Annotated in this window: 13 protein-coding genes; 7 read left to right on the forward strand and 6 right to left on the reverse strand. The window is 66.4% G+C overall.

Annotation, left to right across the window (positions count from 1 at the left end; translation table 11 throughout):
• Nucleotides 1-15 precede the first annotated feature (15 nt).
• The 3 genes from AC1ROX_RS07230 to AC1ROX_RS07240 are packed head-to-tail and all read right to left on the reverse strand — an operon-like array spanning nucleotide 16 to nucleotide 2,836.
• Nucleotides 16-825 carry a phytanoyl-CoA dioxygenase family protein gene (locus tag AC1ROX_RS07230; protein WP_493123898.1) on the reverse strand — a complete coding sequence of 270 codons (810 nt, stop codon included), beginning with the start codon at nucleotides 823-825 and terminating at the stop codon, nucleotides 16-18.
• Complete coding sequence (locus tag AC1ROX_RS07235) at nucleotides 822-1,124, reverse strand: putative quinol monooxygenase (RefSeq protein WP_493123900.1); 303 nt, start codon at nucleotides 1,122-1,124, stop codon at nucleotides 822-824. Before AC1ROX_RS07235 ends, AC1ROX_RS07230 begins: the two co-directional genes overlap by 4 nt.
• Before the next feature lie 26 nt (nucleotides 1,125-1,150).
• Nucleotides 1,151-2,836 (reverse strand): N-acyl-D-amino-acid deacylase family protein, encoded by a 1,686-nt coding sequence (locus AC1ROX_RS07240; RefSeq protein WP_493123902.1) that lies wholly within the window; start codon nucleotides 2,834-2,836, stop codon nucleotides 1,151-1,153.
• A 116-nt stretch (nucleotides 2,837-2,952) separates the two neighbouring features.
• Between AC1ROX_RS07240 and AC1ROX_RS07245 the strand changes: the two genes are divergently transcribed.
• Both AC1ROX_RS07245 and AC1ROX_RS07250 read left to right on the forward strand, forming a co-directional pair.
• The gene (locus AC1ROX_RS07245; RefSeq protein ID WP_493123904.1) at nucleotides 2,953-4,020 is read left to right on the forward strand and encodes a tartrate dehydrogenase; all 1,068 of its coding nucleotides are present in this window, start codon (nucleotides 2,953-2,955) and stop codon (nucleotides 4,018-4,020) included.
• 36 nt (nucleotides 4,021-4,056) lie between these two features.
• The gene (locus tag AC1ROX_RS07250) at nucleotides 4,057-5,043 is read left to right on the forward strand and encodes a tripartite tricarboxylate transporter substrate-binding protein (RefSeq protein ID WP_493123906.1); all 987 of its coding nucleotides are present in this window, start codon (nucleotides 4,057-4,059) and stop codon (nucleotides 5,041-5,043) included.
• Between the two features lie 47 nt (nucleotides 5,044-5,090).
• Here AC1ROX_RS07250 and AC1ROX_RS07255 read toward each other — a convergent pair whose 3' ends face one another.
• Complete coding sequence (locus tag AC1ROX_RS07255; RefSeq protein ID WP_493123908.1) at nucleotides 5,091-5,861, reverse strand: GntR family transcriptional regulator; 771 nt, start codon at nucleotides 5,859-5,861, stop codon at nucleotides 5,091-5,093.
• A 269-nt stretch (nucleotides 5,862-6,130) separates the two neighbouring features.
• Between AC1ROX_RS07255 and AC1ROX_RS07260 the strand changes: the two genes are divergently transcribed.
• Both AC1ROX_RS07260 and AC1ROX_RS07265 read left to right on the forward strand, forming a co-directional pair.
• Nucleotides 6,131-7,024 (forward strand): TauD/TfdA dioxygenase family protein, encoded by an 894-nt coding sequence (locus tag AC1ROX_RS07260; RefSeq protein WP_493123910.1) that lies wholly within the window; start codon nucleotides 6,131-6,133, stop codon nucleotides 7,022-7,024.
• Nucleotides 7,025-7,088: 64 nt separating this feature from the next.
• Nucleotides 7,089-8,054 (forward strand): Bug family tripartite tricarboxylate transporter substrate binding protein, encoded by a 966-nt coding sequence (locus AC1ROX_RS07265; RefSeq protein ID WP_493123912.1) that lies wholly within the window; start codon nucleotides 7,089-7,091, stop codon nucleotides 8,052-8,054.
• On the opposite strand, the gene AC1ROX_RS07270 is transcribed toward AC1ROX_RS07265, so the two are convergent.
• On the reverse strand, nucleotides 8,051-9,100 hold the full coding sequence (locus tag AC1ROX_RS07270; protein ID WP_493123914.1) for an alkaline phosphatase D family protein: 1,050 nt from the start codon (nucleotides 9,098-9,100) through the stop codon (nucleotides 8,051-8,053). The two genes, AC1ROX_RS07265 and AC1ROX_RS07270, sit on opposite strands and share 4 nt — an antisense overlap.
• 45 nt (nucleotides 9,101-9,145) lie before the next feature.
• Between AC1ROX_RS07270 and AC1ROX_RS07275 the strand changes: the two genes are divergently transcribed.
• Nucleotides 9,146-9,658 (forward strand): hypothetical protein, encoded by a 513-nt coding sequence (locus AC1ROX_RS07275; RefSeq protein ID WP_493123916.1) that lies wholly within the window; start codon nucleotides 9,146-9,148, stop codon nucleotides 9,656-9,658.
• On the opposite strand, the gene AC1ROX_RS07280 is transcribed toward AC1ROX_RS07275, so the two are convergent.
• Nucleotides 9,630-10,544, reverse strand: a complete 915-nt coding sequence (locus tag AC1ROX_RS07280) for a LysR family transcriptional regulator (RefSeq protein ID WP_493123918.1) — start codon at nucleotides 10,542-10,544, stop codon at nucleotides 9,630-9,632. The two genes, AC1ROX_RS07275 and AC1ROX_RS07280, sit on opposite strands and share 29 nt — an antisense overlap.
• 107 nt (nucleotides 10,545-10,651) lie before the next feature.
• Between AC1ROX_RS07280 and AC1ROX_RS07285 the strand changes: the two genes are divergently transcribed.
• Nucleotides 10,652-12,001 (forward strand): arylsulfatase, encoded by a 1,350-nt coding sequence (locus AC1ROX_RS07285; protein WP_493123920.1) that lies wholly within the window; start codon nucleotides 10,652-10,654, stop codon nucleotides 11,999-12,001.
• Nucleotides 12,002-12,003: 2 nt separating this feature from the next.
• Nucleotides 12,004-12,966, forward strand: a complete 963-nt coding sequence (locus AC1ROX_RS07290) for a Bug family tripartite tricarboxylate transporter substrate binding protein (RefSeq protein WP_493123922.1) — start codon at nucleotides 12,004-12,006, stop codon at nucleotides 12,964-12,966.
• Nucleotides 12,967-12,970: the final 4 nt, after the last annotated feature.

A 12,970-nucleotide genomic window follows, 5' to 3' on the forward strand; every position in this document is an offset into this window, starting at 1 on the left:
GAGATTCGCTCAGCCCTAACGCCGCGGCCAGACTCTCGGGAAGAGGTCGCAGGTCATCGGGGCGCCGGCGGCGAGGTCGGGCGTGTGGGGGAACTGGAAGGTGCCGGGGCGCGGGTCGTAGCGCGCGTCGTCGCCGGTGTAGCGCAACGACAGGCCGCGCCGGCGGGCGCCCGGCGTGTCGTTGCCCGGTGCGCCGTGCACGATCATGGCGTGGAAGACGAGGCAGTCGCCGGGTTCCATCTGCCACGAGCGGATGTCGTATTTGCTACGGTCGGCGTCGATGTCGGGGATCTGCACGAGGTCGCTCGACGTGAACTTGACCTCATGGCCCTTGCGAAACGGCGTCGGCCGGTAGTTGACGCCCCAGCGATGCGAACCGGCGATGAACTCGACGGCACCGTTGCTGAGGTCGATGTCGTCGAGGGCGATCCAGACCGAGGCGATCTGCCGGCCGGTGACGGGCCAATAGGGCTGGTCCTGGTGCCACGGCGTCGGATGGGCCGTGCCGGGCTCCTTCACGAAGAGCTGGTCGTAGAAGAAGTCGGCGCCTTCGGAGCGCATCAACGCGGCGGCGATCTCCCCGGCGGGAGACGTGAGCGCGGCGAGGCGGAAATCGTTGTCCCGCCGCCACATGAACATGTCGCCGAAGAATTTGCCCGCGGTGCTGCCTTCCGCGAAGTTGGTCGCGTTGGGGCCGGGCTTCAGGAGGTCGCGTTCGACCGCCTCGCACAGGATTCCGACCCACACGGCATCGAAGGCGCCGCGCAGGCAGACGACGCCGTCGCGTTCGTACGCGGCGACGTCGGCTTCAGTGACGGAGATCAAGCGTTCTGCAGGACGTGGACGGCGCGATCGGCGAGCAGGTCCTTGTTCTTGGTGGCATAGGCCTTCATGTGCTCCGACGCGCCGTGGGCCTTGAGGTCGTCCATGGTTTCCCACTTCTCGATGACGACGAACGTGTCGGCGCCGAACTTGGCGAACGGGCCGCCGTCGGTGTCGACGGTCGCACCGTACTCGATGCAGCCCTTCTCGGCGTGCACGGCCGGGACGTTGGCCTTGAAGTTCTTGAGGACTTCGTCGCGCTTGCCGGGCTTGGCGGTGATGATCGCGATGACGTGGATCACTGGTCTCTCTCCCTGGAAATATACGCTTAAGCGGCGCGGCCGTGTCTTAGCAGACGACCGGGCAGCTTGTCGTTGGCCGCGACGGTGTCTTTGTTGTCCTGGCGGATGAGTTTGCCGTTGACGATGACGGCCTCGATGCCGTTCGCCTCGGACACCAGACGGTCGGCGCCGGCCGGCATGTCGTGGACGCGCTTCAGCGGACCGGGAGCCACGGTCTTCGGATCGAAGACGACGACGTCGGCGGGACGGCCCTCGGCCAGCACGCCGCGGTCGGTGATGCCGAACATCTCGGCCGGGCGCTGCGTGAGATTGTGCACGGCTTCCTCGATCGTGAAGACCTTGCGGTCGCGCACCCAGTGGCCGAGCAGGTGGGTCGAGTAGCAGGCGTCGCAGAGCTGGCTGGCATGGGCACCGGCGTCCGACAGTGCGATGATCGTGTTCGGATCGGTGATCAGCTCGGCCACTTCCTTCTCGTCGAAGTTCATGACGGCCATGCGGAAGCGGGTCTGCAGGTCGTCGGCCAGCGAGATGTCGAGGGCGAGGTCGACCGGATCCTTGCCGAGCTTGGCGGCGGCCACGGCGAGCGGCATCTCCTCCAGCTCACGATGCGACGGCGACCAGGCGATGACGACGCGGTCCCACCACTTCTGGAACAGCGGCGTCACCTCGCTGCGCAGCTTCTCGCGCCAGGCCGGATCGGCATAGGCGCGGCGCCGGGCGCCGGGTTCCCTGGCGTCGGCTTTCGCCAGCTCGTTCATGAACGGCATCACGTCGAAGATGAACGGCTCGGCGAAGGTGACCTCGAAGTTCAGCGGCCGGCAGCTCACCTGCGGGATCACCATGGCGCCCGACTTGCGCTGCTCGGCGGCGAGGTCGAGCTGCTTGCGATGGCCGCCCGGGCCGTAGAGGTGGGAGAGCAGGGCGGTCCAGGTCACGGGGATGTTGTACTTGCGGCTGACCTCGGCCATGTGGCGGGTCGAGAAATCGCGGCCGATGGTGATCTGCATCAGGCCGCGCTTCAGCTCGCCCATCACCGAGACCAGCGAGTCCATCTCCTCGGGCGTCGCCTGGCGGCTGGGCACCGGCTTGCCGCCGTAGCCGCTGTGGCTGACCGAGACCGAGGTGCCGAAGCCGATCGCGCCGGCGTCCATCGCCTCGCGCACCAGCACCTTCATCTTGCCGATCTCGTCGGCCGTGGCGGCGCGCTCGGTCGATTCCTCGCCCATCACGTAGAGGCGCAGCGGCGTATGGCCGAACAGGGCGGCGACGTTGATGGCGGAGCCGCGCTTCTCCAGCGTGTCGAGATATTGCGGGAAGGTCTCGAACGGCCACGCCGTGCCGAGGCCGGCTTCCAGCGCCTCCAGGCTCATGCCTTCGACCTTTTCCAGGGTCTGCATGATGATCTTGCGGTGGATTTCCTTGGTCGGCGCGACGCCGAAGCCGCAATTGCCGATCACCGTGGTGGTGACGCCGTGCCACGGCGAGATGGTGAGCATGCGATCCCACAGGATCTGGGCGTCGTAGTGCGTGTGCACGTCGACGAAGCCCGGCGAGACGACCTTGCCCGTGGCGTCGATCGTCTGCGTGGCGGGGCCGTCGGCCTTGCCGATCGCAACGACCTTGCCGTCCTTGATCCCGAGATCGCCGACGAAGCCGGGTTTGCCGGTGCCGTCGACGATGGTGCCGCCGGTAATCTTGAGGTCGAACGTCATGGCCACTCCGGGGTAAACGTCCGTTCATATTGGCGTGAGCGTTCGCCACGGGCAATGCCGCGCTTGCATGGCTAAGGCGCGCTGCTACGTTCCGCCCGGTTCGGGAGGATTTTTGAATGGCCAAGCACAAGATCGCATCAATTCCGGGTGACGGAATCGGTAAGGAAGTTCTGCCGGAAGGCGTGAAGGTTCTGGAGGCCGCCGCGCGGCGCTTCAACTTCGAGCTCGAGTTCACCGATTTCGACTGGTCGTGCGATCGGCTGGTGAAGACCGGCAAGATGATGCCGGACGACGGCATGGAAACCCTGAAGGGGTTCGAGAGCATCTTCTTGGGCGCCGTGGGCTGGCCGGGCGTACCCGACCACGTGTCGCTGTGGGGGCTGCTGATCCCGATCCGTCGCGACTTCGACGAATACGTGAACCTGCGTCCCGTGCGCCTGTTCGAGGGCGTGCCCAGCCCGCTTGCCAACCGCAAGCCGGGCGACATCGATTTCTGGGTCGTGCGCGAGAACACCGAGGGCGAGTACAGCTCGATCGGCGGCCGCATGTTCCAGGGCACCGACGACGAGATGGCCATTCAGCAGTCGATCTTCACCCGCAAGGGCGTCGACCGCATCCTCAAATTCGCCTTCGACTTCGCCAGCACGACGAAGAAGAAGCACGTGACCTCGGCCACCAAGTCGAACGGTATCATCCACACGATGCCGTTCTGGGACGAGCGCTTCGCCGAGATGTGCAAGAAGTACCCGAACATCAAGGCGGACCAGTATCACATCGACATCCTGACGGCGCATTTCGTGCGCAACCCGGACTGGTTCGACGTGGTGGTCGGCTCCAACCTTTTCGGCGACATCCTGTCCGACCTCGGCCCCGCCCTGACCGGTTCGATTGGCGTGGCGCCGTCGGGCAACATCAACCCGGAGCGCAAGTACCCGTCGATGTTCGAGCCGGTGCACGGTTCGGCACCTGACATTGCGGGCAAGGGCATCGCCAATCCGATCGGCCAGATCTGGTCGGGCGCCATGATGGTCCGCCATCTGGGCTATCCCGAGGCCGCCGAGGCGATCGAGCGGGCCATCGCGGCCTCGCTGGTCGAGGGCGGTCCCCGGACCAAGGATCTGGGCGGCAACGGCGACACTAAGACCGTGGGCGCTGCCATTGCAGAGCTGGTGCGGACAGTGTAGCAGCCGCGTTACACAGTTCTGCTTGGGAGGATCCCGATGAAGAGACGCAACCTGCTGGCAGCCGCGGCGGCCGCCACCCTGGCTGCCGCGCCGCTCGGCGCGATGGCCCAGGCGCCGTATCCCAACAAGCCGATCACGGTCGTCGTGCCGTTCGCGGCCGGCGGCCCGACCGATGCGCTGGCCCGCGTGCTGACCGCCCGCATGGGCGAGGCGCTCGGCCAGACCATGATCGTGGACAATGTCGGCGGCGCCGGCGGCACGATCGGCGTCAACAAGGCGGCCAAGGCGACGCCGGACGGCTACACGATCCTGTTCACGCACATGGGCACCCTCGCGGTGAACATCGCGCTCTACAAGACGCTGCCCTACGACAGCCAGAAGGACCTCGAGCCGGTCGGCCTCGGCGGCACCAACCCGATGGTGCTGGTCACCAAGAAGGACCTGCCGGCCAAGGACTTCAAGGAGTTCGAGGCCTATGTGAAGGCCAACCAGAAGAAGGCGCAGTACGGCATGGCCGGCATCGGCGCCGCCTCGCATCTGGGCGGCCTGATGCTGAACAGCATGATGAAGGTCGACGTGCTGGAGATTCCCTACAAGGGCACCGGTCCGGCGCTGAACGACCTCGTCAGCGGCCAGTTCGACTACATGGTCGACCAGGCCGTGAACGTGCTGCCGCAGATCAAGGGCGGCAACATCAAGGCGCTGGGCGTCAGCACGCTGAAGCGCCTGCCGCAGCTTCCCGACGTCCCGACGATCGACGAGGCCGGCCTCAAGGGCTACGAGGTCACGATCTGGAACGGCTTCTTCGTCGCCAAGGGCACGCCGAAGGATGTCGTCACCAAGCTCAACCAGGCGCTGGTCACCGCGCTCGGCGACGAGAAGGTGCGTGCGCGCCTGATCGAGCAGGCCGTCGATCTGCCGGAAGCCAAGGACGCGACGCCCGAAGCGCTTGCCGCCCAGCTCAAGGCGTCGATCGACAAGTGGGTGCCCGCCATCAAGGCCGCCGGCGTCGAGCCGCAGTAACAACGACCCCTGACATCCGACCTCGTGTCGGGAAACGGGCCGCCTCTTCAGGCGGCCCTTTTTCTTTTGGGGGTAGGCGTCGAGGGTGCGCTGGCCAATTCGGGCAAGCTCCGCAACAGGCTCTCCGTGCGTTCGAGCGGCTCCATCGCGAGATGCGGGAGGATGATCGGGTCGCCGGACAGGATGTCCGCCTCGATGGCCTTGCGAACCTCGGCTGGCTTGTTCGCCCGCAGCGCCTCGATCACCGCGCGATGCGCGTGGCGCGGCTTGCCGAGCTTGCGCACCGGCATGTCGAAGATGTGCTGCTTCGGATCGGCGAAGATGTGGCGGTGATAGGGGCCGGTCCGCAGCCAGATGTTCTCGATCATGCCGCGCAGCGCGGGCAGTCCGGCCGCGTCGTAGAGGCGGAAATGGAAGGCGCGATTCTGGATCGTGGCCTGGCGCGGATCGCGCGCGATCTTGGCCTTGTCGAGCAGGTGATGAATCTCTTCCAGCTCATCGGCCAAGGCCACACCGGCCTGCCGGGCCGCGGCTTCGGCCGCCATGCCTTCGAGCGTCATGCGGATGGCCCGCAGTTCCAGGAACTCGGCGCAGGTGAGGAGGGGGACGGTGATGGTGCGGCCGGGGCCCACACTCAACACGCGCTCGGCGACGAGCTGCAGCAAGGCTTCGCGCACCGGCGTGACGCTGGCGTTCAGGCGCTGCGCCACGTCCCGGAAGGTGAGGCGCGCGCCCGGCGCGAGATCGCCCAGCACGATGGCGGAGCGGATTTCACGCAGCACCTGGGTGGAAAGACTGACGTGTTCGACGTGCTGCAAGGCGGCACCGCTTCCCTGGTTTGCTTTGACATCGGCGGCGACGCCGATCCAAACTGTTACATGTTATAACAAGATGCGCTCCAGCCGGCCGTTGAACAAGTCGGAGTTTCTGGCGAATAAACGAAACAAACGAAATAAACGAATCAGACGAATCGGGGGAGGCGTCCCCCCTGAATCAGGTGTTCTGGCGATCATCGACGGATCAATGCTGTTCGGCGGCGCTTGTCAAAAGCCCATTTCAACAGCCTTTTAGGGAAAGGAACGGCCTCATGACCGTCGCCATCAAGCAAATCCACCCTGTGTTCGTGGGCGAAGTGTCCGGCGTCGACCTGACCAAGCCGCTCAGCCGGGAGGAAGCGGTGACCATCGAGGAGGGCATGAACCGCTACGGCGTACTCGTCTTCCGCGACCAGAACATCACCGACGAACAACAGATCACCTTCACGAAGAATTTCGGCGAGCTCGAGGTCAAGGCCAGGCCGGGCAACATCCGCAAGGCGTCGGAAAACCGGCTCGGCGCCGGCATCGGCGATCTCTCCAACCTGACCAAGGACGGCAAGATCATCGAGGCCACCGATCGTCAGTGGTTCTTCAAGCTGGGCGACCGGCTCTGGCATTCCGACAGTTCCTACGCGGTGATCCCGGCCAAGTTCTCGGCCCTGTCGGCGCGCGCCATCCCGACCTGGGGCGGCAACACCGACTTCGCCGACATGCGCGCCGCCTACGACGCGCTGGACGAGCGCACGAAGGGCGAGGTCGAAGACCTGATCTGCGAGCACTCGCTGATCTACTCGCGCGCCGCCGTGGGCTTCACCGATCTCACGCCCGAGGAAATCGCCAGCTTCAAGCCGGTGCTGCAGCGCCTCGTGCGAACGCATCAGGCGACGGGCCGCAAGTCGTTGTTCCTGTCGTCGCATGCCGGCGCCATCGTCGGCTGGACGATCCCGGAAGCGCGCTCCTACCTGCGTGAGCTGACCGAGCACGCGACGCAGCGCGAGTTCGTCTACTCGCACCAGTGGCGGCAGTACGATCTCGTCATGTGGGACAATCGCGCGACCATGCATCGCGCCAAGCGTTTCGACCGCAACGAGGTGCGCGACATGCGCCGCACGACTTTGGGCGGCGATCGTCCGACCGTGGAGCAGCAGGCCGAAGCGGCCTGACCTCGGCGAGAGCCAAGACAATCACAAGGCCGGCCAACGAAGCCGGCCGTATGGGAGGAATGAAATGCATCGCCGGAGCTTGCTCGCGGCCGCCCTCGGGGGCGTGCCTTTTGCGGCCGCCTGGGCCCAGGACTATCCGTCACGCCCTGTCAAAGTCGTCGTCGGTTTCCCGCCGGGCGGCGGCACTGACCTCGTCGCGCGACCGCTGGCGGCGAAGGTCCAGTCGCTGCTCGGCCAGTCCTTCGTGATCGACAACAAGGGTGGCGCCAATGGCGGCGTCGGCCTGGAGATCGTCGCGAAGAGCCCGCCCGACGGCTACACGATCGGCCATGTGAACAGCAGCGTCGTTCTCACCAATCCGCTGCTCTATCGCAGCCTGACGACCAACGTGGAACGCGACCTTGCGCCGATCTGCACCTGCGCCGATTCGGCCGTGGTGCTTGCGATCCCGGCCGACCTGCCGGTGAAGAACCTCAAGGAATTCGTGGCGCTCGCGAAGGAGCAGCCCGGCAAGCTCAACTTCGGCTCGGGTGGTCTCGGCAGCGTCGATCATCTCAGCTTCGAGGTGGTGAAGCGCCAGACCGGCATCGACTTCCTGCACGTGCCTTATCGCGGCGGTGGGCCGGCCTTGGCCGACATGCTGGGCGGCCGGGTGCAGCTCATGATCTCGAGCTTCGGCATGTACAAGGGCCAGGTGGATGCCGGCAAGGTCCGCATCATCGCCGTGCTCTCGCGCGAGCGTCATCCGGCGCTGCCGGACGTGCCGACCGCCGTGGAGCAGGGGTGGCCCAATCTTGTCGTGTCCGTATGGCAAGGCGTCGTCGCACCGGCGCAGACTCCGGTTGCGATCCTCGATCGGCTAGAGGGAGCTTACCGTCAGGCCGTCGCCGATCCGGAAGTCAGCGCGCTGCTCGTGAGCCTGGGCTACTTCCCGATCTTCCGCGGCCGCAAGGAAACCGCGACGCTAATTCGTGAAGAGACCGCGCGCTGGTCGGCGATCATCAAGGAGCTGGGCATCCAGCTCGACTAGGCAGGAATGCCCAGCGTATCGAAGCCGATCTCGACGGAGCGGCGGGTATTGCCGCCGTCGTCGCGCAGGGCCAGCAGCAGCTTGCGCTCCCACCAGTCGATGTCGACCACGCCGAAGTTGGTGGCGGCATAGATCGCACCGAGGCGGTTGGGACCGGGTTCCTTGGCCGCCCAGTAGACCATGTTGAGGCCGCTCGATGTGGCCTCGTACAGCGGATAGAGCCCGTCGGGCGTCTCGCGATAGAGCGCGCCGATGTGGCGGTCGCCCGACAGCAGCACGACGCCCTTGGCGCCGCTGGCGCGGATCGTGTCGATCAGCTTCTGTTTCTCCAGCGGGAAGTTGCCCCAGCGCTCCCAGCCATGGCCTTCGGCCAGGACCTGTGTGCTCGACACGATCAGGCGCAGTTCCGCTGGCTTGCGCAGCTCCTCGGCCAGCCACGCCCATTGGTCGGCGCCGAGCATTGTCTTGGCGGGATCGGAGTCGGGAACGTACCGCTCCTTGCCCGGCGCCCCGCGCTGGTCGGTGGGTTTGAGGGCCGAACGGAACCAGCGCACGTCGAGAAGGATGACCTGCACGCGCATGCCCTGCGGCCCAATGATCCGGGAATCGTAGATGCCGGGACGGGTGCGACGGATGTCGGTCTCGGAAACCTTCCAGAAGTCGAGGAACAGGTCCTTCGCCAGCCCCTTGTGGGCGAACTCGACGCCGCCGTCGTTGAGGCCGTAATCGTGATCGTCCCAGACGGCGAGGTGGCTGACCGTGCCGCGCAGCTTCGCATAGCCTGAGATCTGCGACGCCTCGTCGTAGGCCCGCTTCAGATTGTCTGCACCCGAGGAGTTGAAGTCGCCATAGACATTGTCGCCGGCGAAGATGAACAGGTCGGGCCGGTAGGCGAGAATGGGATCCCAGATCGCCTGCGGCATGGTCTGGTTGGCGCAGGAGCCGAAGGCGATGCGCGACAGGGGCGGTTGGCCCTGCGACAATGCGGTCGCGGGCGCCAGGGACGCTGCGGCGAGAAGTTTGGAAAGGGTGCGTCGCGTGAACATGTCAGCCACCGAAAAGCCAGTATCCGATACCTAGTTTGCAGCTCGATGAAACGCCATCTGAAACGCGCCCTCGAACTCCTGTTCGTCCCGATCGCCGCGGCGATCGTGTTCTTCGAGGAGGTGCTTCTCCACTCTCTCGGCGTGGCGATGGCGGCCATCGCGCGGCTGCCCTGGATCGCCCGGCTGGAAGCCTGGTTGGCGCGCCTGCCGCCCTGGGCTGCCCTGATCACCTTCGTCGCGCCCTCGACGCTGGTCCTGCCCGTGAAGCTTGCGGCCGTCTGGTTCGCGCTGCACGGCAAGTTTGCGCTGGCAACGGTCTCGATCGTGGTCGGCAAGATGGTCGCGACCGCTCTGGTCGCCCGGCTCTACAAGGTGCTGCGGCCGACCTTGATGCGCCTCTCCTGGTATCTGGGAGCTGAGACCTGGCTGTTCACCTGGCGCGACCGCATCTACGGCTTCGTCCGCGCCCTGCCGCTGTGGCAGCGGACGGCTGCCATGATCCATCGCATGCGTGCCTGGCTGTCGGGTCTTATTGCGAGCCTCTTCGCACGCCAGTAGTCCCGAACTGCCTTGCTTCGCGGCGCAGGCAATCGAGGAACTGCTCGACTGAACGCGACGCGGGCATCAGGGCCGGCAGGAGCACCCCGACGTGGAACAATGTCCGGGGCTGCCAGGGCACCACGGCCAGCTTTCCGGCGCCAAGGGCCGCCGGCGTCAGCGGATCGGAGATGGTCACACCGGCACCCTGAGCGACGAGGCGGCAGGCGAATTCAAGCGAATCGACCACGATCCTCGGCTGGAGGGTGATGCCCTCTGCCGCGAACATGGTCTCGACGTCGTGGCGCAACTGGGTGCCTGGGCCCAGCACCACCACGGTCTCGGTGGCGAGGTCACGGGCCCCGAGGGACTTGCGGCGGGCGAGGGGATGTCCGGCCGGCAGGGCGACGACCGCCGGCAGGCTGAGCAACGGCTGGGCATCGATCCCGGGATTGTTCAGCGGCAGGGCGCCGATCCCGAGATCGAAGGATTGGTTGGCCACCGCTAGTTCGAGTTCGCGGCGATGAACGATCGCCACGTCGACCTCGACCTCGGGATGCTGGCGCTGGAAGCGCGCCACCGCCGGCGCCAGCAGGCTGGCGGCGAAGCGCGGCATGCTCACGATCCGCAGACGGACCCGGCTGCCGCCTGCCACGCGCCGGGCGACCTGGGGCAGGTCGTCGATCGCCACCAGGACGCGCCGCACCTCGGCGAAGAAGGTCGTACCCTCCGCGGTCGGCACCAGGCGCATGCGGTCGCGGTGGAAGAGCGTCAGCCCAGTCTCATGCTCCAGCCCCGAGAGCAGGCGGCTTGCGGCGGACTGGCTCATGTTCAGCGACTTGGCGGCGGCGGCGAGGCTTCCCTGTTCCATCACGCGCAGGAAAAGGCGGAGCGCCTGCAGCTTCACGTCTGACCTCTTGCGGAAATCACAACAACCCGTCGTCGATTTGCATTTTATACATGCATGGGTCGCTGTCACTCTTCGCAGGTCATCTGCATGGAGGAGTGTGACCCATGACCGTTCGCCCGCCCAACATCGTTCTGATCCTTGCCGACAATCTCGGATGGGGCGAACTCGGCTGCTACGGCGGCGGTGTCCTGCGCGGCGCACCGACGCCGCGGATCGACGCGCTGGCTGCGGAAGGTCTCACCTGCCTCAACTTCAATGTCGAGAGCGACTGCGTGCCGACCCGCTCGGCGCTGATGACGGGCCGCCATCCGATCCGCACCGGGGCCATGCAGTCGGTGCCGGCCGGCCTGCCGCAGGGGCTGATCCCCTGGGAGATCACGATCGGACAACTCCTGCAGGACGCCGGCTACGCGACGGCCTGCTTCGGCAAGTGGCATCTGGGCGATCGCGAGGGGCGGCTGCCCAAGGATCGCGGCTTCGACGAATGGTACGGAATTCCGCGCACCTCGAACGAGGCCATGTTCACCGCGGCACCGGGCTTCGATTCCACGATCGTGCCGATGCCCTATGTGATGGAAGGCGTCAAAGGCGAACCGACGCGCGATCTCGCAGTCTACGATCTCGAGCAGCGGCGCCTGATCGACGGCGAGCTCACGCGGCGGACGATCGACTTCATGCAGCGCCAGTCGCAAGCGGGGCGCCCGTTCTTCGCCTATGTGCCGCTGACGCAACTGCACTTTCCGACCCTGCCGCATCCGGACTTCGCCGGCCGCACCGGCGCCGGCGACTTTGCCGATGCAATGGCCGAGATGGACCATCGGGTGGGCGAGATCGTGGATGCGATCGATCGCCTGGGCCGGCGTGAGGACACGCTGGTGTTGTTCGGCAGTGACAACGGCCCGGAGTTCCGGCGACCGTGGCGCGGCACGGCGGGGCCGTGGCGTGGCACCTATCACACCGCCATGGAAGGCGGGCTCCGCGTGCCGTTCATTATGCGATGGCCGGGCCGCATCGCGCCGCGCCGTTCAACGGACGTGCTGCACATCACCGATCTCTATCCGACCCTGGCGAAGCTCGGCGGCGCCAGCCTGCCGACCGACCGTGCCATCGACGGCATCGACCAACTCGATTTCTTCCTGGGCGAGCGGCCGACGTCGGCGCGCGAAGGGTTTCCCTACTACATCAAGACCGAACTCCGGGCCGTCAAATGGCGCGACTGGAAGATGCATCTCATGTGGGAGGTCGAGCCCAACGAGGGGCCGATCAAGCTGGAGACGCCCTATCTCTTCAATCTCGTGAAGGATCCCAAGGAGGAGACCGACGCGAACATGGACGAGGGCTGGGTGCGTGGTCCGATCCGGCGCCTGATCGAGGCGTTCCAGTCGAGCCTCAAGATCCATCCGCCGATTCCGCCGGGTGCGCCGGACGATTTCGTGCCGGGTGGGAGGGCGTGAGCATGAGACGCGCGCTCCTTCCGCTCCTTGCCGGCTGCCTAGCGCTTTCGGCCTTCGCAGCGGCGGCGCAGGATTGGCCAAGCAAGCCGATCCGCATCGTCGTGCCCTTTCCCTCGGGCGGGACCACCGACACGGCGGTACGGCCGCTGGCGGACCGGCTGTCGCAGCAATTGGGCGTCTCCGTCGTCGTCGACAACAAGCCGGGGGCGGCTGGCCGTATCGGCTACGAGTTCGCGGCCAAGGCGGCGCCCGACGGTTACACGCTGCTCGCGGGGACCGACAGTCTCGGGCTGCAGCCGCATCTCGAGCCGCCGCCGAACTACGACCCGATCCGCGACTTCGCGCCGATCGCCCAGCTGTCGTCGCAGCCGCTGGTGATCGCCGTGCATCCCTCGCTCGGCGTGACCACGCTGCAGCAGCTCGTCGAACTCGGCCGTACGAAGCGCGACGCCATCGGCTACGCCACGTCCGGGATCGGCTCGTCGCAGAACTTCGCCGGCGAATGGTTCGCGCGTGTCTCGGGCCTCAAGATGCTGCATGTGCCGTATCGCGGCGGCGGCCAGGCGGTGAACGATCTTCTTGCGGGCCAGGTCCAGCTCGCGGTCCTCGGGATCGCGCCGCTGATCCCCCATCAGAAGACGGGCAGGCTCCGGATCCTCGCGGTGACCACGGCGGAGAGGTCGCCTGCACTGCCCGATGTGCCGACGCTGCGGGAGCTGGGTTACGACGTCGTCGTCGACCAGTGGATGGCCCTGCTGGCGCCGGCGAAGGTGCCGCCCACGATCCTGGCCCGACTCAATGCCGAGGTGAATACGGCGCTGGCTGATGCCCGGCTGCGCGCGACCTACGAGGGAGCGGCGATGCGGCCTGTCGGCGGCAGCGCGGCGGACCTCGGCAAGCTGCTCCAGGGCGACTATCAGCGCTTCGGCAAGCTCACCAAGGAATTGAACTTCAAGGCAGAGTAGGGCG

It is taken from the genome of Reyranella sp. GW821-FHT14A01, assembly GCF_058803965.1.